This window comes from Exiguobacterium sp. GL_137, from assembly GCF_057834585.1.
The window spans coordinates 2912516-2934958 of sequence record NZ_CM174406.1 but is presented as its reverse complement, the minus strand read 5'-3'; the positions used below and the strand labels follow the sequence as shown (position 1 = coordinate 2934958).

Sequence of the window (22443 nt, the reverse complement as noted above, 5' to 3'; positions counted from 1 at the left end):
TCGTTTCTAGTGTGTGATGTGCTGTTACGAGTGTACCACAAAATGATACGCTTCGTTTCAAGGACAAAGTTCTTTACATCTTAGACCGGATTGCGCAATTTAGCAACCATGCTTTTAAACAAAATGAAACATTTTCCAATCTGAAGCGTAAGAGTAGTTAGAACATTCATGAAGGAGGAGGACGGCGTGGCAACACTTTTCACGTTATTATTTTTTGCACTGTTCGTCTTGCTGGCCATTGAACTGTATAAGTATATTCAGGATAAAATTGATAAAGGAGACTCAAAATGAGAGAAATCAAACCAAAAAAACGTATCAGGCCGTCGATGATCATCGCAGGTGTGATTGTCGTCGCACTTCTTGCGATGACACCATTTATCGTCGAACAAATCGAACCGGGACAGGTCGGTGTCGTCTATAAACCGTCAAGCGGTGTCCAGGACGAGACACTCTCTCAAGGTTGGCATATTGTTTCGCCAATCACACGCGTCACCGAGTATCCGATCCGGACACAGACGAAATCACTCGACAATATGACACTGGCGACAAAAGACGGGAAAAATATCGTCGTCGACTTTACGTACAGTTTTTCGGTTTCACCTGACCAGGTGACGGAAGTCTTTAATAAATTTGGTCCGATTGAAATTGATGAGATTGCAGCCGGTTACTTAAAACAACGTCTTTATGATGCGTCACGCGAACAGATTTCGAAAGTTACCGTTCTCGAGTTATTCGGGGAACAGTCCGGAAACGTCTCGACGAGTATTCAGACACAGTTTGCCGAAGACGTCAAAAAGATTGGATTTATCATCGAGGACGTCGCACTCGGAGCACCTAAACCGGATGCGAAAACACAGGAAGCGATTGATGCGCGGGTGAAAGCCTCACAAGAACTCGATAAAAAGAAGACGGATCTTGCGATTGCGAAAGCAGAAGCAGAACGTCTGCGGGTAGAAGCGAAAGGGGCAGCGGATGCCCGACTCATTGAAGCGCAGGGTCTTGCGAAAGCGCAAAAAGAATTACAAAAAACATTGACGGAAGAAATGATTCAGTATGAAGCCGTCAAGAAGTGGGACGGGAAATCACCACTCGTCAGCGGATCGGGCAGTATGGTCCAATTGCCGATTCCAGATCAGCAAACAACAACAGAAGAAAAGTAAATCCATTTGGTTTGATAACGCGTATCTATCGTCTGGAGAAACCATATAGACCATGAAAAAAGCAGATTCTCACATCGAGAATCTGCTTTCGTTATACCGTCTTATTTACTTGACTGTGCAAATCGTTCAGCAATTGCCACAACGACTTCCGTTGCCTTCACCATATTGTCGACAGAGATGAACTCAAACTTTCCGTGGTAATTTTCGCCACCTGTAAAGATGTTTGGTGTCGGAAGTCCCATGTACGACAGTTGCGAACCGTCCGTCCCGCCACGGATTGGTTTGATAATAGGTGTGATACCACGTGACTCCATCGCCGCATGAGCGATATCAACGATTTCCATATGCGGTTCGATTTTTTCACGCATGTTGTAATATTGATCATTTAGTTTGATTTCAACGCTTCCTGCGCCGTATTTCTTGTTCCATTCTTCGACCAAAGCCGTCAGGAAGTGTTTCCGGGCTTCGAACTTAGTCCGGTCAAAATCACGGATGATGTACTGGGCCGTTGTTTTTTCGACCGAACCTTCAAACGAAATCAAATGGTAGAATCCTTCGAAACCGTCTGTAAATTCAGGTGCTTCATCACCCGGTAACCGGTTCTGAAAAGCCATCGCATGTTTTTGCGAGTTGACCATCTTGTCTTTCGCCGTCCCTGGGTGGACGTTTGTTCCGTGGAAGACGATTTCGGCAGCAGCTGCGTTGAAACTTTCATATTCAAGTTCACCGAGCGGACCACCGTCAACCGTATAAGCGAATTTCGCATCAAAAGCAGCGACGTCAAAATGATGCGGACCACGTCCGATTTCTTCATCCGGTGTGAAGGCGACACGAATCCGGCCATGTTTGATTTCAGGGTGCGTGAGGAGATGATGCATCGCGGTCATGATTTCGGCGATTCCGGCCTTATTGTCTGCGCCGAGCAATGTCGTGCCATCTGTTGTCATCAACGTATGCCCAATGTAGTTTTTAAGTGCAGGAAAATCCTTTGGTGACAGGATGACAGGAATGGTTGGGTTAAGCACCAGGTCTTCTCCATCATATCCTTCGACGATTTGCGGATTGACGTTTGTACCCGTGAAATCAGTCGCCGTATCCAAGTGGGCTAAAAATCCGATTGTCGGAATGTCCGCATCGGTATTGGCAGGAAGGGTCGCCATGACATATCCGTTTTCATCGACGGTCACATCACTCATGCCAATTTCCTTCAGTTCGTCAACAAGCAGACGAGCGAGCGTCCATTGCCCGTCTGTTGTCGGAACGGTCGTACTTGCGTAGTCAGACTGTGTATCGATTTTCGCATATGTAGTCAAACGACGAATCAAATCATGTTTCAAAGAAAAAACGTCCTTTCTGAGTTAAGGTAGCTTCATCATAGCACGAAGTAGGAATGTTAGAGTATTCTGAAACAGGATAAGCTGATTTGGAAAAAAGGGGGATTTTTTATGAAAGCCTATGTGGTAGAACAGTATGGAAAAGACGCTGCACTAACAGAAAAAGACGTCACACTCGAACAAATGGGGAACTATGATTTGAAAATTAACGTGGAAGGAACGAGCTTGAATCCACTGGATACCAAAATGTTTTTTGGTAATGTGGCGGCAGCTCCTGTAACTGGAATTCTCCAGGGAGATGTTACGGGGACGATCATTGAAATCGGAGAGAGTGTGACGTCTTTTTCTATCGGCGATCACGTCATCGCATTTGGCGGCGGACTCGGTAACCGGTCCGGAGCACTGGCAGATCAAATGTTGGTTCCGGAACAGATGGCTGTACTCAGACCGGAGAATTTGGACATTGCTACAGCAGGTTGTCTGCCGGTCATCAGTTTGACCGCGATGGAAGTACTGAAAGAACGGGCAGCCGTTCATCCGGGGATGCGCTTATATGTAGCAGGTGGAACGGGTGGAGTCGGACACCTTGTCGGACAACTGGCTAAACATTATGGATGTGACGTGACAGCGAGTGCTTCAAATGATGAGAAAGCAACGTGGTTAGAACAACACGGTATTCGTCCGCACCGGTACCGGGATGAATCAGCCGAACAATTATTAGCGCGTCTCGGTCATGATGGATTCGATGTCATCGTTGATACCGTCGGCGGAGATCATTTGCAGGAGTCGTTCATCCTTGCGAAGGAACGCGGGAAAATTATTTCAATCGCCACCCGGACGACACAGGATTTGACACCGATGCACAGTAAAGCACTGACGCTCGAAGCCGTCTTTGTTGCTCTTCCATTACTGAAAGGGAAAAAGGAAGAAATGGTACGTCAACAGCAGCATCTGGCGGAAGTCGCACAACTCGTCGCGGATGGAGTCATCGATCTTGTCATCGAAGAGCAGGTGCCGCGTCAGCTTGATGCATTGAATGCGGCCTATCAAACCTTTGATCAGCGGTCACATTTCGGAAAGATAAGTGTCCTTTAAAGGGAAGCTCATTTTCCTAAGAATAATGATTCGATATTCATTTTACTTTTCCTTTTAATCCCAAAAAAAAATCTGCTGATGAAAAAATCATCAGCAGAATCATGAATCATATGCTTATTTACGACGGACCAACACAGATTTTGAAGCTGTTTCTTTTAAAGAAGCATGTTCCGGGAAGTCTTCTAAAGGAGTACTTTCCCAAATGATTTCGTATGTTTGACGTAATTTTTTAAATGCTTGATCGACCATCTTCATGAAGCGGGCTTGGTCAAATAAAGGACAGTCTGTCGTGATCAGCAATAAACCGCCACGATGGGTCATGTGGATCGTTTGTTGAATCAAAGCGGGTAAGTCGACCTCAGCCCGGAAATGACGAGCCTGTGTTTTGACAAGAATCGGCGGATGAACGATGACGAAATCAAAGCGTGTTTTTTTGTCGGCTTGATCGATATAGTCAAAAGCATCTTGCACAAGAATGGTCTGTGTTGCGGGATCGAGTTGATGCAATTCCAATTGTTCGATGGTCTTGTTACGGCTTCGTGTTGAAAAATCAACGCTTGTCGTCTCGGTTGCACCACCGAGCAGGGCAGCCGCTGTTAACGTACCAGTGTCAGAAAACAGATTCAGGACACGCCGGTCTGCAGCATGTTCTTTGACGACGGAACGGAGTTCACGCTGCTGAATATCAAGACCGGTGCGCATGCCGGCATCGAGATGATACAGCAGAGGGATTCCGTTTTCCTGCAAGACTTCCGGGAAATCACCGCGTTCACCGGCTAAGAAATCGTCACCTTTGACCGGTTGTCCATCAATCTGGAAAGCCCGTTTTTCATAAATGCTCTTAAAATGGATAAGTGATTCGAGCGCCGATACGATATCGGCTTTAAACGAGTAGATACCTTCGTTTTCAAACGTAATCAGATAATGGTGATCAAAACAATCGATCGTCAGACCGCCGATTCCGTCTCCTGAACCGTTGAACACACGGAACGTATCAATTAAATCATTCTCAAAAAAATCATTTCGACGATCGAGGGCAGCCTCGATTTTTTCTTTGAAGAAGGTTTCGTCGATGTCTTGCAGTTCATCAGTCGTCAGTAACCAACCGATCCCTTTTTCCTGCTTGCCAAAATAACCGGTTGCAAGGTATTCTTTATCTTCTGTTGTCAACCGGAGCAAGGCACCGGCTTCTTTAAGATGGTTGGTTTTTTGGAACAGTTCTTTATACAGAAGCGGTTGTCCGTCTTTAATTTGTTCAAGGGCTGTCGTTTTAACGACAACCGGATAAATTTCACGTGGCACACGATTTCCTCATTTCTAATTGTGGATAAGTAGTGAAAGTATAGCATATGGAAAGTTATCCACATGTGGATAATTTGAATAAAAAATGATTGAGGCAAATAGCTGTTGGTGTGGATAACTTTTGTAAAAAAAGAGTCACCTCTTTTCCATGCGCTTTCCTCAGGCGAGACATAAGCCAGAATGCTCAATTCCATGGAATCGAGCATCGGGTCTTATTTGTCTCTGACAGCGTAGATTCCTGCGCTTTTTCCTGTAGGAGTCGCATGAAAGAAGTGATCCTTTTTCATGAGTCGTAGTTTAGGATAAACATAAATGATTGACTAAAGAGAGGATGAATAGCATGTCAAAAAAGACAATTTCCGTTGTAGGTGCAGTAGTTACTAATTCAAAAAACGAAATTCTGTGTGCTCTTCGCAGTCCTGTCATGTCATTACCAAACTTATGGGAGTTTCCGGGCGGGAAAATCGAACTGGGTGAACGTCCGGAAGAGTCTCTCCGCCGCGAAATTCAGGAAGAGTTAAATTGTACGATTCAAGTAGGTAATCACATCGAAACGACACGACATGAATACGACAAAGTAATTGTTGAGTTATCGACTTTTCAATCAACGATTGTATCAGGTGAACCTCAAGCACTGGAACATGCCGAATTACGATGGGTACCCGTCAAACAGTTAGATTCTTTAGACTGGGCTCCGGCAGACATTCCAGCTGTTCAAAAAATCATGAAAGCTTTTTCCACGAAATAAATTCTTCGCTTGTTAGAGGTTCTTTTAAAATCCACTCCACATTAATCGGTTTTGATCCGTGACTGCTTTTGTGAATCAGTTCACCGAAGTACGTAAAGGGCAGAGAACGACCTTGTTCCTTTTCAGCTTTTCGAATAAAGAGATGAATTTTGATTCCGCGTGCTTCGTGGTGGCGGTAGAGTTCACCAGATTTTCCGGTTGCTGTAGCGATACTTTGCGATTGCCAGTGGAAATGGTCTTTATCAATAAAGTAGTCTTGATAATTCAACTGATCTTCAATCGATTCATTTTTGTGTAAATTCACGAATAATACATAATCGTCTCCGGCTTGTGCGACTCCTTCACGCCATGAACCTTCCTGGCTTGGAGATTGTAATAATCGTTGGATGACAGAACGACTGTATGTCATTCTCGAAATCAGCGATTGAGAGCTAGTCAACCAGTTTTCGCCTCCGGAAAGTTGCTCAAATGAGTGGAGGCCTGCCTGGATCAACTCCTGCAAATAGTCGACTAACTCTGGTGACGATGCTAAAACCCGGGTCATCTCTTCCGAGAAGGCATATTCACTAGTGGCAGATTCAACGAGCAAAATAATCCGATCGTGTTTTAAAGAAGTAGACCAGCGATTAAACAAATGCTGAATCAAAGGCAAACGATGTGTTAAGGCTTCCGCTGAAACGGCAAAACGGATTGCTGTCGATTGAATGACATCATCAGCTGAAATGGTTTGTTGGTTGAATAGTAATTGAATCATCAACAAGCTGAACGGTTCGCGGATCGGGAACCAACTTTCGATATGTTGAAGAACACGTCGTGTATCCGGATTAAGCAATAAAGCCACTTCTTCATCGGTCGCTACTTTTTCCAGTTGTTTTAATCGCAGGACACTTTTCCACTGCTGAATAATGGTTTCGATTGCCGGTGCGTCCGGATGCGTGACCAAATCGTTTAATGATGGTGTGTCGCCGATCATTGTCATAAGCCGCTGATAACTTTCGCGTAACTGTTTACTGGCTGAGAACTCGATTTTTTTCATTTGTTCAATGATGAAGGTCTCTGTCACACGATCCAAAATCGCCAAGGAACCTTCAGGCAAAATCGGGAAATGGTTTTGAACCGCATTGGCGACATGATAACGGTCGATGGAATGGAAAGATTGCTGATCGGATAAGACAAGTGGTGCGACAAAAGCGCGTTGGCTGTTGCCGATGAAGTCTAAAATCGTAACGTATTCTTTAGATTCATGTTTACGCAAACCGCGACCGAGTTGCTGGATAAAAATCGTCGGCGATTCCGTAGGACGTAAAAACAGCATGACGTTGATTTTAGGGATATCGACACCTTCATTGAAAAGATCAACGGTAAAGATAAACGATAGCGGATTCCGGTCATCTTCCAGCCGTTGAATGGCGTGTTCCCGTTCTGCTTCCGTTTGTTTACTTGTGATAGCCAGTGACTCGATTTGGTGCTTGTTAAACTCAGCAGCCATGTATTCGGCATGATCAATATTGACACAAAAGCCGAGACCGACTTGATTTGCGCCGCTGTGACCAAACTTAGTCATCATCTCAAGAATATACTCTGTTCGAGATGAACGTTCGAGTGCTTCCACTAAATCTTTTTCAATGTATAAACCGTTTTTTTGTGGAATGGCTTCATAATCAATCGCTTCATCATCTTGAATACCAAAGTAATGGAACGGTGTTAATAAGTCTTGGGCCAATGCATCGTACAATCGAATTTCGTATGCAATATTGTGGTCCACTAACTTAAAGATATTTAATCCGTCCATTCGTTCCGGTGTTGCTGTAATGCCGAGTAAAAATTGCGGTGTAAAGTAGTTGAGGATTTTTTGGTAAGACTCGGAAGCAGCATGGTGAAACTCATCGATGATGATGTAATCAAAAGTGTTTGGATCGAATTGTTCCAAATGAATTTCTTTTGAAAACGTTTGAATGGTCGCAAAGATAAATTGTTTATCAAGATCTTTTTGATTTGCTTGATAACGACCAAAAGTAGCATCGCCATCTGTGAAAATCTTTTTGAATGTTTCTTCAGCTTGAGATAACAGTTTTCCACGATGGGCAACGAATAGAACACGTTTGGCATCAAACTGTTTCACATCAAAGGCAGCCAAATAAGTTTTTCCTGTTCCCGTTGCTGCAATGACCATGGCTTTTGTTTGTTGCTTTAACCGTAAACGGTGTAATTGTTCCAAAGCCGGAAGCTGCATCTCATTTGGCTGAATTACTTCGTATTCAACAGGAGGCTCTGCAACGCGGTCATTGACGATAAACTGTTTGATTTTCGGAGCGTCTAAATGGTGTTGTTCATATTGATCTAAAATTGCTGAGGTGCAGGGAATGGCTTCGTTACTGTTCCAGAGATTATTAAACAGAGTTTGCGCTTGAGAAACTAAAGACGTGAGAGGAGAATGGGGAATTCGAACATTCCACTCCAGTCCGTTGGTTAAAGCAGACTTTGATAAATTGGATGAACCGATAATCGCACTATGTAAATTAGTTTCCCGCGTAAATAAATAAGCTTTTGGATGGAAAGCCTGATTTTTTTTGATCGGTTCGTAAATTTTAATCTCGATATTTTTAAACTGCATCAGGGTACGTAATGCTTTGGCTTCCGTAATGTTCATATAAAATGAAGTTAAGATACGAATCGGTTTATTGATCCGTTCCGCTTCTTGAAATGAAGGGACGAGTGTTTGAATTCCGGAATGGCGTGTAAAGCTGACCATCCAGTCGGCAGATTGGGCTGTTGATAATTCATCAATCAAGTGATGTAACAGTTTTTCCTGATTTTCCTGTCCCGGTGCAATTAAATCCCAAGCTCTTAATGATTTTTCATAATGTACAGGTGTCGCAGTAGAAGATATTAATTCACGATGCAAGGGCGTAGCCAAAAGCGGTTCATCTAATGCAGAGAGCCAACGGTTTGTGGTTTCAATCATTTCCCCGGTCAGTTGATTGTGTTGAAGTTCAACAATCGATTTATAGAAGAGTTCATTTAAGTGTGTTAGTAATTCGGCGGTATAATCTGCCGGTTGAATCGGAGAGCTTTTTTCAAAAGGATGAGATTCAGTATTTTGACTGCGTAATTTTTCTTGAAACGATGACATCTGATGACCTCCAATAAATTCCAAACTAAGTTCAGTATACGAAGGAACTGAAAATTGTGCAGCAAGAATCTAATCAAAAATAAAAGACCTCATTTCAATAAAGAAATGAAGTCGTACTGTATCAGCATACATCGAAAAGAATCCTCAGCCTTCCAACTCCACGACCGCCTCTAACGAAACCTTCACATTACCGGCCAGTGCGCGCGTAATCATACACGATCCTTCTGCTTTTTCAGCCAGACGGCGTGCTTTTATCAAGTTCGCTTCGGTGGTCTCTGCCGGCAGAATCAGTGTCGGGCGGTGAATGATCGCATCATACGTGAAGACACCATTCGTGACGTCAACGATTCCTTCCGATTCCATCGTCAGTGACACTTTCGGAATGTTGTTCCGTTCCAGCATGGCAGCAAGTGTAATGATGTAACAGGTTGCTGCTGCGCCAAGTAACATCTCGTCCGGATTGGTACCGACACCGGGACCGTCCATTGCGTCCGGAATTGAAATCTTGGTTTTTAATTCGCCGGTTTCGATTTGTCCGACGTCGTTGCGGTTGCCAGGCCAGTCTGCTGTCAGGTGAAAATGATGTTTCATATGAATCGCCTCCTGTTTCTTTATCATACGGACCTTGCCGAAGATTTTCGCTTAATCTGCTCAAAGCAACACCACGCCAAGTCCTCCTGGCGTGGTGTTTTGGTCTCAGCTGAAGATGTGATCGATTTGACGAATTTCGTCTTCCGTTAATTCGACATCGAGTGTCCGGATGGTATCCGTAACCTGTTCGGCCCGTTTCGCCCCCGGAATGATGGCATCGATGCCGTCCTGTGCCAAATACCAGGCGAGGACGATATGCGCGACTTCGGCATCTTTTGCTTCTGCAATCGGACGCAACAAGTCGACTTTTGCCAGATTATCTTTAAAGACATCCTCCTGGAACAGTGGATCGTTTTTCCGAAGATCATCAAATTTCGTTTCGGCATCGTATTTTCCGGCAAGCAGACCGGCAGCAAGCGGGAAGTACGGTACGAATGAAATGCCGTGTTCGCGGATGTACGGTAAAATCTCTTTTTCGGCATCGCGTTTAAAGAGATTGTATTCTCCTTGATAAACGTCGACGTGACCGTCTTTATTCGCTTCCTTTAATTGTTCGAGTGAGAAGTTCGAGACACCGATTGCCCGGATTTTACCTTCTGCTTTCAGCTCAGCAAGCGCTGCGACGGCTTCGTCTTTTGGTGTCGTCTCGTCTGGAAAATGAATGTAATACAGATCGATATAATCTGTCCGCAAACGTTTCAGACTGTCTTCGACCGCTTGTTTTAAAAAATCGGGTGAGTTGTTCATGACGACTTTTCCGTCAACCAGTTGGTGGGCTCCTTTTGTCGCGAGAATGACTTCTTCACGTTCCACGGTTTCACTCCACACTTCACCAACCAATTCTTCCGAACGTTCCGGACCATAAATATAGGCTGTATCGAGGAAATTAATGCCATTCATCAAAGCGACGCGGACAAGATCACGACCGGCCTGCTCATCGAGGTTCGGATAGAGGTTGTGTCCACCGACGGCATTCGTTCCAAGACCGATAGGGTTGACTGTTAAATTGGATTTTCCGAGTTTGACTGATTTGTTCATGAGTGACTCCTCCTTAGACGATATCGAGTGGTTCTTTTTTAGTTGGTGCCGGGAAAGCTTCATCCAGTGCCGTATACTCTTCATCGGTCAACTCGACAAGCACTGCTTTTCCGTTTTCTTCGACATGCTGGGCCTGTCCGGCTTTCGGGATCGCGATGACATCACCGCTGCGAATCGCCCAGGCGAGTAAAATCTGTGCCGGTTTGACGCCGTGTTCTTCTGCAAGACGTTCGACAGTCGGATGATCCAGCAGTTGTTCCCGTAAATCGCCGCCTTCCGCGAGTGGACAGTAGGCCATGACCGGAATACCATACTGTTTTAACAGCGGCATCAATTCGTATTCAATGCCGCGCGAACCGAGATGATACAGCACCTGGTTGACGGCACACTGATCGCCGTTACGAAGTGATAACAGTTCCTTCATATCGGAGACGTCGAAGTTTGAGACTCCCCAACGACGGATTTTACCTTCTGCTTTTAACTGCTCGAGCCCGTCGACCGTCTCCTGAAGCGGAATGCTGCCGCGCCAGTGCAAGAGGTAGAGATCAAGATAATCCGTTCCGAGATTTTTGAGAGACTGTTCGCATGCAGCACGCAGTTTTTCGCCGCCGGCATTATGCGGGTAAACTTTTGAGACGAGGAACACTTCATCACGTCGTTCTTTCAGTACCTCGCGAATCAGCTTTTCAGAAGCGCCTTCTCCGTACATTTCCGCTGTATCGATCAATTCCATCCCACTGTCGAGTCCGACATGCAACGCTTCGATTTCAGCCTGACGCTTACTTTGGTCTTCTCCCATCCGCCATGTTCCTTGACCAAGTGCCCGGACATGCATCTGATCCGGAAGCGTAACGGTCTTTTGTTTCAGTGCTGCAAGTATGACGGTCCGTTCTGTCTCATTCATCCCTATTCCTCCTTTAGAAAACACAATAGTAGGGTTTACCACGGATACAGCAGAAAAAAACGTCTGCTTTCCGATTCAACGGAAAGCAGACGAGATTACCAGTGTTCGAGTAACGGTCCTTGTCGTCCGTAAACGGGATCCGTCTCGGGACGTTCAACCTGAGCAATCCGCTTCAAGTTATCCGGTCGTTCACACGGATCACCGGTTAAGGTATCGTAGTCTTGGCCCTTTGGATAGGCACCGACGACTTGAAACTTCTGGCTTGTGTGTAAAGCCCTGTGGCCCGTACCGGCAGGCAGGACGACGACATCGCCGGTGGTTAACGTAAATGTTTTTCCGAGCGGTCCGCCTAATTGAATGCTCGCATGTCCTTCAAGAATGCCGATGACCTCGTGGGCGACGCTATGATAATGATGGAAATCAAAAATCCCATCGACCCAACTGTTCTGCCAGTTGTGCATATTAAAGGTCTCTTCGATGGAAGAGGGATCGTCAAAGACATGACGATAAATAAGTACAGGCAAATCAGGATTGTTGGGAATCTCACCATCATCATCGAAATAAAAAGTCTCGACGTTCATGAAATAAACTCCTTTCCAATGTCAAAATGATACATTTTTTTACCCTAAATATAACTGCTTTAATCTCTTAAGCATCTTAATGGAGAATGGTGCAGGAAGGTGCTACGATACTTGAGTTAATGAAATTTTAGAGGAGGCTTTCCAATGATCGCCATTGAAGCAAAATTAGAAGTACAACCAGCAAAACGTCAAGAGTTTTTAGAAGCTACTAAAACGTTGATTGAAGGATCACGCTTGGAAGCGGGCAATATCAGCTATGACCTGTTCCAAAGCACGGAAGATGAAAATGTCTTCATGATGATTGAAAAATGGGAAGATCAGGCAGCAATCGAATCCCATAACACGAGCGCGCATTTCGGGCAGTTCGTGGCATTTGCACAAACAGCGCTTGCGAAACCGCTTGATGTTCAATCATTTAACGCGTAAAATCACATCCGAAAAACCTGACTGCGGTCGGGTTTTTTTGTTTTTCTCATTGATTTAATATATTACAAAAAAATTAAATGACGAAATAGACTGTTATTTTTTCCATAAATAGGGCATTATCTTTGAAGAGACTTAAAAAAATTAAAGGTATGTCAGGAGGCAAATGGATGAATGAACGAAAACCACAGGCAGATGCTTCGGAGCGCTCCTTCTTCAAGATGCCTCACACGTACGCTATTATCATGGGAATTTTACTGATTGCAGTCATCTTGACATATACATTACCGGCCGGTCAGTTTGACCGCGAAAAGCAGGACGGACAAACGGTCGTCATTGATGGGACGTATCGTGCAGTTGAATCTGCACCCGTCAATTTCTTCGGTTTGTTTGAAGCCATTCCAAAAGGGATGGAGGCAGGTGCCGCCATTATCTTTTACATCTTTTTGGTCGGTGGTGTGTTTGGAATCATCCGGCAAACGGGCGCGATTGAATCCGGCATCAATCAATTGATTAATCGGTTCGGTCAAAAAGGGCATATCATGATCCCGATGACGATGTTCGTCTTTTCCGTTGCCGGTGCGACAATCGGAATGGCGGAAGAAACCATTATCTTCGTCCCAATCGGCATCATGTTGGCACGTGCCCTTGGTTATGACGCGATGACGGGAGCGGCGATCGTCAGTCTCGGTGCCGCCGTCGGATTTGCCGGAGGTATGCTGAATCCGTTTACGGTTGGAGTCGCGCAGTCGATTGCGGAAGTTCCGTTGTTCAGCGGACTCGGTTACCGGACGGCGGTCTATCTTGTCTTTTTAGTCGTGACGATTCTTTACGTCATGAACTATGCGCAGAAAGTCAAAAAAAATCCGGAACAGAGTCTCGTGCATGACCTTGAGAAACATCGGAAACAAGAAACAACAGCAACTTTTTCTCAATTCTCGAAAAAACATCTGTTTGTTTTAGTTGTGCTGATTGGCGGAATCACGCTGAACGTCATCGGCATCTTTGAGTGGGGCTGGTATTTGACGGAACTGACGGCTTCGTTCCTGATTATCGGCTTGCTCGCAGGAATCGTGACGATGGGTGTCAACCGGACATTCGAAAGTTTAATCGACGGAGCCAAGGCCGTTACGTTTGGTGCCTTGATCGTTGGTTTTGCCCGGGCAATCGTCGTCATTTTAGAAGATGGTCGGGTCATCGATACCGTGATTTACGGTTTGTCGAATGCCGTCGGTCAGTTACCGACGTCCCTTGCCGTCATCGGGATGTACGTCGTCCAATTGATTACGAACTTCTTTATCCCGTCCGGAAGCGGTCAGGCGGCAACGACGATGCCAATCATGGCGCCGCTTGCCGACTTGCTCGGAATTGAGCGGCAAGTCGCAGTCCTCGCCTTTCAGTACGGCGACGGTTTGACGAATATGATTTTCCCGACGAGTGCGCACTTGATGGCATTCTTGGCGATTGCGGGTATTCCGTACGAAAAATGGTTACGATTCGTCTGGAAACTGTTTGCGATTTGGATTGTCCTGGCATGTGGTGCATTACTGCTTGCAGTCGTCCTTGGAATTCAATAAGTACATTCAAAACCTTTCGTTCGAAATGAACGGAAGGTTTTTTACATGCAGGAAACGGGAATTCCTACGACGAACGGATACGTATGACAATCGAGGGGGATTTTAGACAGATGACATATTCAATCGTTGGGTATTGTGAAAAAGAACAGGCTTGGGGTGTAGCGGTTCAATCCAAATTTTTAGCAGTCGGCAGTGCCGTACCGTTTGCAAAAGCCGGTGTCGGAGCGATTGCGACTCAGTCGTTTGCCAATACGACATATGGTCCGGAGGGGTTGCGGATGATTGAAGAAGGTAAGTCGGCGGACGAAGTCTTAAAACGGTTAACGGAAGCGGACGAAGGACGGGCGGATCGTCAAGTTGGCATCGTGGATGCATCGGGGAAAAGTGCGACATTCACGGGAGAAGGCTGTAATGATTGGGCCGGCGGCATCGCCGGAAAACATTTTGCGGCACAAGGGAATATTCTCGTCGACGGCAATACGGTCAAGGAAATGGCGCGTGTGTTTGAGACGACAGAAGGACCACTGGCAGAACGGTTGCTTCGGGCACTTGCGGCCGGTCAGGCAGCAGGTGGAGATTCACGGGGCATGCAGTCTGCAGCATTGTTAGTCGTCAAAGAAGGCGGCGGTTACGGTGGTTTTAATGACCGGTACATTGATTTGCGCGTCGATGATCATGCGAGCCCGATTCAGGAACTGGAGCGGATTTATCAGTTGCATACACTCTATTTACAACCAAGCAAGCCGGAAGAAATCAAACCGATTGATGATGCGCTCGAATCGGAGTTGATGGATAAGCTGCTTGAACTCGGATACCGTGGTTCGTTTGCGGAAGCGTTCCGGACATATCTGCATACAGAAAACTTCGAGATGCGGGAACAGACGGATCGATCGATCGATACACGCGTTCTGGCTTATCTCCGGGCACAATAAAAAGAAGCGGCTTTGACTGTTGTCGAAGCCGCTTCTTTTCGTTCATCAGCCAGATGTGGCATGCGTCCGGACCGGTACTTTGTAGCCGGTCGCAATAAACCGTTCGAGTTCTGGCTCAGACTTGGCGTTCAGACCGACTGTTCCGTCCCCTTTGATGGCGACATTCGCCAGACGGATCCGCTCGATGTTCGGACCGATCGTGATGCCGTGTTTGGCCGAATCTTCAATCCGGACATCGATTAATCGGACATCTTCGGCCCGGTTATCGCCCCCGAATATCTGAATATCCGTTTTGGCTTGTCGGAATCCGCTCATCTTGACCTGGCTCAGCGTGACATTCCGTGCTTTATATTGAATCCCGATCATCGGCTGTTCCTGATAATCATAATACGGATCACCGAGCACCGTGAAATCATGAATGACAACATTTCGATAGGCAGAGACGATAAGAGCCCGTGGCTTCGAGTTTTGATACAGCGGCGTATATTGTGGTGTCTGGGCAATCAGTCGGGTCGCAATGATATTGTATGCCGTTTGTGATGTCGGATCCGTCGCTTGATGATGACCGATATGACGGAAGTTAAATGACCGGTGATCATCGACAGACAGATGCCCGACGATTTTAACGGTCGATGCGGCGGATGATGTCGCGTGCGCCTTGATTTCAAGACCACCGAAGCAGCGGGTCGTCGCATTGTTAAATAACCAGACATCCCGGGAACCGTCATCGATCTCAATCCCGTTTGAGTTCGAGAAGCCGGCCGCATGGGCACGACCGCTCGGGTCATGCATGAAACAGTTCGAGATGAACAGATGGTCACTGTGATGGGTCGTAATCCCGTCGTCACCAAATCCGGATCCGGTCAGACCGTCGAACCAGATGAACGAACTGCTGAGATTGGCCCGTGCCCCGTCACCGTTATAGTTGTAGTACGGAGTTGAAATATCAAAGCAGTGTAATCCCGGATTGACCGCATCGACGTCAAAGACCCACCCGTACGTCACGTGCGCATAGGTCAAGCAACTCGAATGATTGCCCCACGTGCTACTTTTTTTGGCGTCACCGATCCGCTCGATGTTCCAATCCAGCGTCATCCGTTCGACGAGCAGATGATGATTGCCGAGTAAGTAGTTTTGATTCGTAATCAACCGGCGTCCTTTCGGTGCCGCGTCATGCAGTTTTAAAATCGTCTGTCCTTTTCCGTCCCCGGTCAAAATCGTATAACTCGGCAGGCGGATGCCGCGGACAAGATACGTGCCGGCCGGAACGTGGACTTGCCGGTGTCCGTCCGCGAGTGCTTCCTTAAAAGCGAGCGTATCGTCGGTCACGCCGTCACCAATCGCCCCATAGTCTTTGACATCGACTTTTTCGACGTTGCTGATCAATTGCTCGAATTCATACGTCAGCCGTCCGAACCAGCTGGGCCGGATTTCATCCTGTTCACTGACGAACGCTTTCGTCAACGGAAGGATGTGTTTATCCCGATCCGTCAAAAAGAGTGGTGAAATCAAGGACCGGAGATACCGGCTCGGATGAGGTGTGCGGCGCGGCGCGACGAATGAGCTGTCTTTCATCAATTGCTCCGCCCGGAAGACGGCCTCGCCGTTTGATTTTGTTTCGGTATATTCCGCGATCAGTTGCCCATTCTGATACGGATCATGTGTTTCATCTAATCTCAACATGTGGAAACCCCTCTCTAAAAATCACTCTTTTCCTTTTCCCATCCCTTTTAGGATTCAAGCTCTTTTCTTTAAAAAACAAAAAATTCCGATAATTAGGGTCGGACTCATATATAATGGATAAAAATGACATTAACGAGGTGAGGATATGCGCTTTCGAAGTCGATTGCTTATTTTGATAGGTGTGGTCATTTTAGGACTTGGCATCATAAAACCGTTGGCTGAGGCAGGGTACAGTGCTGTGCAAAAGGTCGAAGTGTTTCCGGGTGGCGGTCAGCCGAGTTGTGTAAGCAACTGTGAATCTGAACCGTTGACGTTTTGGTGGTCATACTTATTTAAGAAAAAAGAATTGCCGCCAGGACAAGTTAAATATGGATATGAGACGGATGAAAAAGGTGATGGTGGGGGTGAACCACGAAAAGAAAAATTCATTTCACTTGGATTTCATTCGTTTTCAAAAGGCGAAGGCAAAGAAGGCGAAAGTGGCTTTCCCTATCTATTGATCGCGATTAGTCTCGCCGGTTTGACCGGACTATTTCTGATTGTTCGGCGTTTCCGAAAACGAAAGAAATGGGACAATACTGAAAACGAGTTAGTACCACGTTCGGTTCGAATAAAAAAACGCCTGGAAAAAACGGAACCAAAAGACGAACTGCCACCATTACCGGTTGAACAGGTCCGGCAACAGGTCGTCCTGTTCAACCGTCATCTCCCGCAAAAACTGAAACGCCGGGAAACGGAGTCGTTCCGGGAATGGTTTGCCCGGATCGGTTTTCAGCCGTCGCCTGAATTGCAACAGCTGTACGAGACGGTCCGCTATGATCCAAATCAATCGTCTGATGTGACGAAGACGGTGCTGACAGACATCGAACAGGACTTTTCCGATTATCTCGGACGATTCAAATGAAACCTTTTCGGACGGACAGGCGTACAGGTTAAAAGAACGTTATCAGGAAACGGGGGACTGAAGCGATGTACTTAGCAGATGCTGTGAAGCTAAAAAGTATCTTACGGAAACAGCTCGAGCAGCTGGTCGAGGAAGTGGACCGGATTGCGTTCGTTGATCTTGAAAAAGGCGAGGCTTTACCGACCGCTCATGATCGGACGCTACTCGATGTCGAGTCAGCGATGGATGAAGTCCGGCGGGATATGCGGACACTCGACCGGTTAGTCTATGCGGCAAATTTATCGACGATGATCGAGACGACGGAAGGTGAAATGCCGCTCGTCGAAGCGATTGAACTGGCAACGCAACTCCGGGCAAAGGCAACACAATTCCAAGAACTTGCTGCTCGTCCGAAACGCGAATTCCAATACGGATTTGAAGGAACGACCGTCATTCGGCATTCCCTGTACGATCCGGATGCGTACCGGATTAAAGCGCAGGAAATCGAGCGGTCGGCGCACCGGATCTCGAATGCGATCAATGCTGCCAATTACCGGACGGAGATTGATTTTGACGGTACACGTTATATGTAAGCCTTGATCAGGTGAGACTCCTGATCAAGGACGGCGCTTCTGACACAAACCTCTTCCAATCGGGAATCTCGACGGCCACGGCACACCAATGACCCATGACCGATGACATGTTTACCTGTCACCCGTGACTACCTGCGGAAAACCAGTTTCTTTTCGTCAGACGCCAAAAACCGCGAATGCTTCGGCATCGCGGTTTTTTCATGGGAATCGGACAAGAACAGGTATGCCGGGGACAGTGTTCGGGTATAGCTTACTGGAAGTCATTCATGGAAGGGGACTTGGATATGAAAGATACATTTAAAGCATTTGTTATTCGGGAACAGGATGGGGAATTTACAGGAACACTGGAAACGAAGCACATTGCCGACTTGCCCGAAGGAGATGTCTTGATCCGCGTCGACTATTCCTGCATCAATTATAAGGATGCACTGTCGGTTACGGGCAACCGGGGAGTGACGAAAGAATATCCGCATATACCGGGAGTGGATGCAGCAGGACATGTCGTCACGTCAACTGATCCGCGGTTTCAAGAAGGGGAAGCGGTTGTCGTCAACGGTTTTGATTTCGGGATGAATACGTCCGGTGGTTTTCAAGAATACATACGTGTTCCGGGGGACTGGATCACACCATTGCCGGACGGATTCACGACCTTTGAAGCAATGGCTTACGGTACAGCAGGATTAACGGCCGCTCAATCCATCGACGAACTTTTGCAACGGGTCAAGCCGGAGGACGGACCGGTTCTCGTGACCGGTGCAACAGGTGGTGTCGGTAGTATTGCGGTCGCACTCCTTCTGAATTTGGGGTTCGTCGTCCATGCAGTCACCGGCAAAGCGGCGGAAGCTGATCGTTTGAAACGAGAAGGCGTGGCAGAAGTCTTATCCCGGCAATCGTTTTTGGATGAGACGACCCGTCCGTTGAAAAAAGGTACGTATGCCGGCATCATCGATACGGTCGGAGGACCGTTGCTTGCCTCCGTCATTCGGTATGTTCAATACGGTGGACTGGTTACGACATGCGGGAATGTCGGAGGAGCTGAGATGACGTTGACGGTGTATCCGTTTATCTTGCGAGGGGTTCGGTTGATCGGGATTGATGCTGTTCAACTTCCGATTGCTGAACGGGTGCGTCTGTGGCATCAACTGGCGAATGACTGGAAACTGCCGATTCGGGAGTGGGTCGATACAAAAAGCCTGAGTGAGATTTCAAACGTCGTCGCGTCACTTCTTGACGGAACCCATCAAGGCAGAACTGTCATCGAAATTTAACCACTGCCGGCACAGCATTCGGTGGTATAGTGATTAAAAAAGTGTCTAGGTCAATTCAGGAGGAACAATAGATGAGTCAAAATGAACAACAGAAAGAACAAGAACGGTTATCCCGGAAAGAACGCCGGAAGCAAAAGCGGAATCGCCGGAGCGTTGCGTTGGGCGGTATTTTGGCGACTGTCCTGATTGTCGGCGGATGGGGTTATATGGTGTCGACGAATGATGCCAGCCAAGCGACGTCGACCGTCGAGTCACCGAAAACGACCGGAGGCGAACAAGAGAAAGAAGCGAAAGATACGAAAAAATCAGCGTCGGCCGAGCAAAAGAAAAAAGAGAAGAAAGCCAAGAAAAAGACAGATAAACCAGAAATCAGCCAAGCTGCATGGGTCACACGTCCTTTTGCGGATGTCTATCAGGATGCCAATCGGAGTAGCGTTATCTATAAAGCTGATTTAGGGGATGTCTATGAAATTTTAGATGCGGAGAACGGGATGGTTCACTTGAAATTGAGTGATGCTGTCGAAGGTTATATTCCGGAAACAGATGTCCGGATGGATGTTCCGTCGTCCGTCAAAGACAAGACATTGCTTGAGACATTATCACAAGTCGTTGCCAATCAACCGATCGAGAAGCCGGAACAATACCTCGGGCAGCCGCTCGAAAAATTCGAAGCGAAGTACGGTAAGCTCGGGAATACGCAAAAAGATGCCGTCAACACGTATCACTTCTCAAATGCGGGTTATCTGCTTGTCGTATCCGACGGAATCGTCGAAGCGATCGACTGGACGAATGCATCAGCCTCCGGTCTGTCGGCTTTAGGGGAACCTGTCGTTGAAACGAGTTACGGTACATGGTACCAGGGTGAGAAATTACAATTGAAAGCTTTCCCGGACAATGGATCAACGCGACTTCGTCTCGCGCGTGACCCAGGGAAATAAACCGGAACGGTCTGTCTTTGACAGATCGTTTTTTTTCGTAAAAAAAACCTCCCGAGTCATGGACTCAGGAGGTCGAAAATCCTTGGGAGGAAGTTTTCTTAGTAGACGCCGACAGCATCAAATGATTTCGCTGCTGCTGTTGCTTCTGCACTTGTTGAACCGTAAAGGTCTTTCGCTGATTGAACGACTGCTGCGCGGAGCGAGCTGAAGTTCGAGTTCGGAGTCAAGTAAACGCTGAGGGCACGGTAGTAGATTGCGCCGAGTTTCGGTACGCCGACACCAGTGACTGTGACACCAGTGTGTGTTCCACCGTTACCGAGAAGGTAAGCGGCTTTGTTGACGATACCTGAGTTCGTGTGGACACCACCGTTATCCTGTGTACCTGTGTAGCGTTTTGAGTAGTGGTCCGGATCGCCGTAAGCAGCCGGGTTAGACATCGAACGGAGTGCGTCGCCGCTGACACCAGGTGTATAGATGTCTTCTCCTACGAGCCAATCAAAGTTCGATCCGACTGAGTACTCAGCAACTGTTCCCATGATATCGGAAACGGCTTCGTTGATGGCACCCGATTCATTTTGGTAGACGAGTCCAGCTGTGTATTCTGTGACGGCATGCGTCAATTCGTGGGCAACGACGTCAAGTGCACCAGAGAGGTATGTGAATGTTGAACCGTCTCCATCACCATAGACCATCTTCGTTCCATCCCAGAACGCATTGTTGTAGCTCGTTGAGTAGTGGACAGAAGAGTTCAATGCAGCACCTGCGTTGTCATAACTGTTGCGGCCGTATGTGTTTTTGTAGAAATCATACGTTTTCACTGCGTTAACTTGTGCGCTTACAGCGGCACGGTCGTAGGTTGTATTGAATTGGTTATCGAGATCCGCCCAAAGCGAACCTGGAAGTGTGTTACGGTTTTTCGCATCGTACGTGTAGATTCCTTTACCGCGTGTTGAATCCTGCAGGTAATAGTAAGAACCGCTCTTCACCGTGTTGAAGGTTGCAGTTGTTCCGAGAACTGTCGTACCTGTACCGACTGAAGTCGTTCCGGTTACTGTGTTGACTGGTTTTGCGTGAGCGAGTTGATCGTATTTATTAAGAACTTTACCTGAATTCGCATCGATGAAGTAAGTCCAGCGTGATGGCTCTTTGCCGGCGAGGACAGTTGATGTGACCTTGTAAGCATAGACCGCATCGTCTTTGACTGGATAGATGACGAGTTCTGCTTTAGGAGCCACTTCGAATTCTGTTGCTTTGATGGCTTTTTGATAAAGTTTAAGTGCTTTTTTCTCAGAAAGTGATGCTTTTTTAGCGAGACCAGGTTTGCCTTTAACGTTGATAGCATCATTTACGACTGCTTTCAAAGTACCGTCTTTCGCAACATTTCCGACGACGACACTACCAAAGACAGGGACGCCATCCACTTCTTGTTGGAGACGTACGATCTGTGAAGATCCGTCTTTTTCGACATTCTGGACAGAGAAGTCACCTTTTTTGTTGACGTACTCTTTAACGATTGATGCAGCTGGTTCTGATGAAGCTTTCGTCAGTTTACCAGTTTGAAGACCTTCTGCTCCGACGACTGTAGGAACGACAAGTACACTTGCGACAAGCGATGTAGCGAGAAACTTTTTCAAAATAAATCGCCTCCTTGTTTGGGTTGAGTCTAACTATGCCAAAGAAAAGGAAAAGCGAGAATAAGGCGTTCGTATTAATTAGAATTTTCTGAATATAGTACTTAATACCCTGACTGAATAGTTAAGTGACATAAAAAAAGATAAGAGAACATAAAAAAACCGCTTAAGATAGCGGTTTTAAAGGATACGTTGATAGAGATGATGCGTATTGTCACGTGTCTCGTCAATTTTAAAATTCAGCGGATCCAGTGTAATACCATGCTTCTGCGCAAAGCGCTGCATCTTCTCAAACGATTTCCAAATCTCAATGTCAGACCCTTCATGTTTCCAAAAAATATAACGGGCCGGAGGAATGTGATGTCCTTTCATCCCTTTAGGAATATGCTCAAGCGATTCTACCGGAAGACCGATACACTGCATATGTTTTGTCCCGCGTTGTCCAAGTGACAAATCAAGTGGATAACTTCCCGGTTCAGCGGGAATTTCATGCGAGCGTCGTGAAAATTCACGCCACAGTTCCGGCATAAGTGCATGTAATTCATTTTCTTCGCATGTCAAACCAAGTCCGACAACATATAATTCGTGACGATCGACAATTTTAGGGTGCATAAGAAACTCCTTTCATG

The 22443-nt window shown here is 46.6% G+C and carries 20 protein-coding genes; 10 read left to right on the top strand and 10 right to left on the bottom strand.

The genetic code is table 11. The features are described 5' to 3' along the window. Nucleotides 1-287 precede the first annotated feature (287 nt). Nucleotides 288-1160, top strand: coding sequence for a prohibitin family protein (locus tag AC3IRK_RS15255; RefSeq protein ID WP_012371819.1), 873 nt, complete (start codon nucleotides 288-290; stop codon nucleotides 1158-1160). 101 nt (nucleotides 1161-1261) lie between these two features. On the opposite strand, the gene pepT is transcribed toward AC3IRK_RS15255, so the two are convergent. Then, nucleotides 1262-2497, bottom strand: coding sequence for a peptidase T (pepT, locus tag AC3IRK_RS15250; RefSeq protein WP_426354313.1), 1236 nt, complete (start codon nucleotides 2495-2497; stop codon nucleotides 1262-1264). A 108-nt stretch (nucleotides 2498-2605) separates the two neighbouring features. Between pepT and AC3IRK_RS15245 the strand changes: the two genes are divergently transcribed. After that, nucleotides 2606-3589, top strand: a complete 984-nt coding sequence (locus AC3IRK_RS15245; RefSeq protein ID WP_489170193.1) for a zinc-binding dehydrogenase — start codon at nucleotides 2606-2608, stop codon at nucleotides 3587-3589. 114 nt (nucleotides 3590-3703) lie between these two features. On the opposite strand, the gene AC3IRK_RS15240 is transcribed toward AC3IRK_RS15245, so the two are convergent. Beyond that, entirely contained in the window at nucleotides 3704-4891 is a 1188-nt protein-coding gene (locus tag AC3IRK_RS15240; RefSeq protein WP_426354311.1) for a class I SAM-dependent rRNA methyltransferase, read from the bottom strand. Between the two features lie 340 nt (nucleotides 4892-5231). On the opposite strand from AC3IRK_RS15240, the gene AC3IRK_RS15235 reads away from it, so the two are divergent. Beyond that, the gene (locus AC3IRK_RS15235; protein WP_131503557.1) at nucleotides 5232-5639 is read left to right on the top strand and encodes a (deoxy)nucleoside triphosphate pyrophosphohydrolase; all 408 of its coding nucleotides are present in this window, start codon (nucleotides 5232-5234) and stop codon (nucleotides 5637-5639) included. Here AC3IRK_RS15235 and AC3IRK_RS15230 read toward each other — a convergent pair. The 5 genes from AC3IRK_RS15230 to AC3IRK_RS15210 form a co-directional block, all read right to left on the bottom strand. Continuing rightward, the gene (locus AC3IRK_RS15230; RefSeq protein ID WP_489170192.1) at nucleotides 5614-8772 is read right to left on the bottom strand and encodes a DUF3427 domain-containing protein; all 3159 of its coding nucleotides are present in this window, start codon (nucleotides 8770-8772) and stop codon (nucleotides 5614-5616) included. The two genes, AC3IRK_RS15235 and AC3IRK_RS15230, sit on opposite strands and share 26 nt — an antisense overlap. A gap of 144 nt (nucleotides 8773-8916) precedes the next feature. Continuing rightward, nucleotides 8917-9363, bottom strand: coding sequence for an OsmC family protein (locus AC3IRK_RS15225; RefSeq protein WP_131973525.1), 447 nt, complete (start codon nucleotides 9361-9363; stop codon nucleotides 8917-8919). A gap of 105 nt (nucleotides 9364-9468) precedes the next feature. Further along, nucleotides 9469-10401: an aldo/keto reductase gene (locus tag AC3IRK_RS15220; RefSeq protein WP_489170191.1), complete on the bottom strand. Its 933-nt coding sequence runs from the start codon at nucleotides 10399-10401 to the stop codon at nucleotides 9469-9471. 13 nt (nucleotides 10402-10414) lie between these two features. Then, nucleotides 10415-11305, bottom strand: a complete 891-nt coding sequence (locus AC3IRK_RS15215; RefSeq protein ID WP_489170190.1) for an aldo/keto reductase — start codon at nucleotides 11303-11305, stop codon at nucleotides 10415-10417. Between the two features lie 95 nt (nucleotides 11306-11400). Then, nucleotides 11401-11886, bottom strand: a complete 486-nt coding sequence (locus AC3IRK_RS15210) for a cupin domain-containing protein (RefSeq protein WP_489170189.1) — start codon at nucleotides 11884-11886, stop codon at nucleotides 11401-11403. A 144-nt stretch (nucleotides 11887-12030) separates the two neighbouring features. Between AC3IRK_RS15210 and AC3IRK_RS15205 the strand changes: the two genes are divergently transcribed. From AC3IRK_RS15205 to AC3IRK_RS15195, 3 genes are all read left to right on the top strand, one after another. Beyond that, complete coding sequence (locus AC3IRK_RS15205) at nucleotides 12031-12312, top strand: putative quinol monooxygenase (protein WP_131503551.1); 282 nt, start codon at nucleotides 12031-12033, stop codon at nucleotides 12310-12312. A 167-nt stretch (nucleotides 12313-12479) separates the two neighbouring features. Beyond that, a complete protein-coding gene (locus tag AC3IRK_RS15200) occupies nucleotides 12480-13886 on the top strand; it encodes a YfcC family protein (RefSeq protein ID WP_131973523.1) in 1407 nt (468 codons plus the stop codon). 110 nt (nucleotides 13887-13996) lie between these two features. Then, a complete protein-coding gene (locus AC3IRK_RS15195) occupies nucleotides 13997-14818 on the top strand; it encodes a DUF1028 domain-containing protein (protein ID WP_131503549.1) in 822 nt (273 codons plus the stop codon). Between the two features lie 45 nt (nucleotides 14819-14863). Here AC3IRK_RS15195 and AC3IRK_RS15190 read toward each other — a convergent pair whose 3' ends face one another. Beyond that, entirely contained in the window at nucleotides 14864-16501 is a 1638-nt protein-coding gene (locus AC3IRK_RS15190; protein WP_489170188.1) for a glycosyl hydrolase family 28-related protein, read from the bottom strand. A gap of 145 nt (nucleotides 16502-16646) precedes the next feature. On the opposite strand from AC3IRK_RS15190, the gene AC3IRK_RS15185 reads away from it, so the two are divergent. The 4 genes from AC3IRK_RS15185 to AC3IRK_RS15170 all read left to right on the top strand — a co-directional run bounded on the left by AC3IRK_RS15185 (nucleotide 16647) and on the right by AC3IRK_RS15170 (nucleotide 20183). After that, on the top strand, nucleotides 16647-17405 hold the full coding sequence (locus AC3IRK_RS15185) for a hypothetical protein (RefSeq protein ID WP_489170187.1): 759 nt from the start codon (nucleotides 16647-16649) through the stop codon (nucleotides 17403-17405). Nucleotides 17406-17470: 65 nt separating this feature from the next. Continuing rightward, a complete protein-coding gene (locus AC3IRK_RS15180; RefSeq protein ID WP_489170186.1) occupies nucleotides 17471-17977 on the top strand; it encodes a hypothetical protein in 507 nt (168 codons plus the stop codon). Between the two features lie 284 nt (nucleotides 17978-18261). Further along, on the top strand, nucleotides 18262-19245 hold the full coding sequence (locus AC3IRK_RS15175) for a YhdH/YhfP family quinone oxidoreductase (protein WP_131973520.1): 984 nt from the start codon (nucleotides 18262-18264) through the stop codon (nucleotides 19243-19245). 71 nt (nucleotides 19246-19316) lie between these two features. Further along, nucleotides 19317-20183 carry a hypothetical protein gene (locus tag AC3IRK_RS15170; RefSeq protein ID WP_131973519.1) on the top strand — a complete coding sequence of 289 codons (867 nt, stop codon included), beginning with the start codon at nucleotides 19317-19319 and terminating at the stop codon, nucleotides 20181-20183. A gap of 98 nt (nucleotides 20184-20281) precedes the next feature. Here the strand turns inward: AC3IRK_RS15170 and AC3IRK_RS15165 are convergent, their stop codons facing one another. Next, the gene (locus AC3IRK_RS15165) at nucleotides 20282-21817 is read right to left on the bottom strand and encodes a M4 family metallopeptidase (protein ID WP_131503543.1); all 1536 of its coding nucleotides are present in this window, start codon (nucleotides 21815-21817) and stop codon (nucleotides 20282-20284) included. Nucleotides 21818-21994: 177 nt separating this feature from the next. Next, complete coding sequence (locus AC3IRK_RS15160; RefSeq protein ID WP_131503542.1) at nucleotides 21995-22426, bottom strand: GyrI-like domain-containing protein; 432 nt, start codon at nucleotides 22424-22426, stop codon at nucleotides 21995-21997. Nucleotides 22427-22443: the final 17 nt, after the last annotated feature.

What these genes read in the sequence shown, in the direction of transcription:
- AC3IRK_RS15235 (WP_131503557.1), top strand. Translation starts at nt 5,232, where the DNA reads ATGTCAAAAAAGACAATTTCCGTTGTAGGTGCAGTAGTTACTAATTCA.
- AC3IRK_RS15190 (WP_489170188.1), bottom strand. Translation starts at nt 16,501, where the DNA reads ATGTTGAGATTAGATGAAACACATGATCCGTATCAGAATGGGCAACTG.
- AC3IRK_RS15215 (WP_489170190.1), bottom strand. Translation starts at nt 11,305, where the DNA reads ATGAATGAGACAGAACGGACCGTCATACTTGCAGCACTGAAACAAAAG.
- AC3IRK_RS15245 (WP_489170193.1), top strand. Translation starts at nt 2,606, where the DNA reads ATGAAAGCCTATGTGGTAGAACAGTATGGAAAAGACGCTGCACTAACA.
- AC3IRK_RS15225 (WP_131973525.1), bottom strand. Translation starts at nt 9,363, where the DNA reads ATGAAACATCATTTTCACCTGACAGCAGACTGGCCTGGCAACCGCAAC.
- AC3IRK_RS15220 (WP_489170191.1), bottom strand. Translation starts at nt 10,401, where the DNA reads ATGAACAAATCAGTCAAACTCGGAAAATCCAATTTAACAGTCAACCCT.
- AC3IRK_RS15160 (WP_131503542.1), bottom strand. Translation starts at nt 22,426, where the DNA reads ATGCACCCTAAAATTGTCGATCGTCACGAATTATATGTTGTCGGACTT.
- AC3IRK_RS15255 (WP_012371819.1), top strand. Translation starts at nt 288, where the DNA reads ATGAGAGAAATCAAACCAAAAAAACGTATCAGGCCGTCGATGATCATC.
- AC3IRK_RS15210 (WP_489170189.1), bottom strand. Translation starts at nt 11,886, where the DNA reads ATGAACGTCGAGACTTTTTATTTCGATGATGATGGTGAGATTCCCAAC.
- AC3IRK_RS15170 (WP_131973519.1), top strand. Translation starts at nt 19,317, where the DNA reads ATGAGTCAAAATGAACAACAGAAAGAACAAGAACGGTTATCCCGGAAA.
- AC3IRK_RS15205 (WP_131503551.1), top strand. Translation starts at nt 12,031, where the DNA reads ATGATCGCCATTGAAGCAAAATTAGAAGTACAACCAGCAAAACGTCAA.
- AC3IRK_RS15175 (WP_131973520.1), top strand. Translation starts at nt 18,262, where the DNA reads ATGAAAGATACATTTAAAGCATTTGTTATTCGGGAACAGGATGGGGAA.
- AC3IRK_RS15195 (WP_131503549.1), top strand. Translation starts at nt 13,997, where the DNA reads ATGACATATTCAATCGTTGGGTATTGTGAAAAAGAACAGGCTTGGGGT.
- AC3IRK_RS15230 (WP_489170192.1), bottom strand. Translation starts at nt 8,772, where the DNA reads ATGTCATCGTTTCAAGAAAAATTACGCAGTCAAAATACTGAATCTCAT.
- AC3IRK_RS15180 (WP_489170186.1), top strand. Translation starts at nt 17,471, where the DNA reads ATGTACTTAGCAGATGCTGTGAAGCTAAAAAGTATCTTACGGAAACAG.
- AC3IRK_RS15200 (WP_131973523.1), top strand. Translation starts at nt 12,480, where the DNA reads ATGAATGAACGAAAACCACAGGCAGATGCTTCGGAGCGCTCCTTCTTC.
- AC3IRK_RS15185 (WP_489170187.1), top strand. Translation starts at nt 16,647, where the DNA reads ATGCGCTTTCGAAGTCGATTGCTTATTTTGATAGGTGTGGTCATTTTA.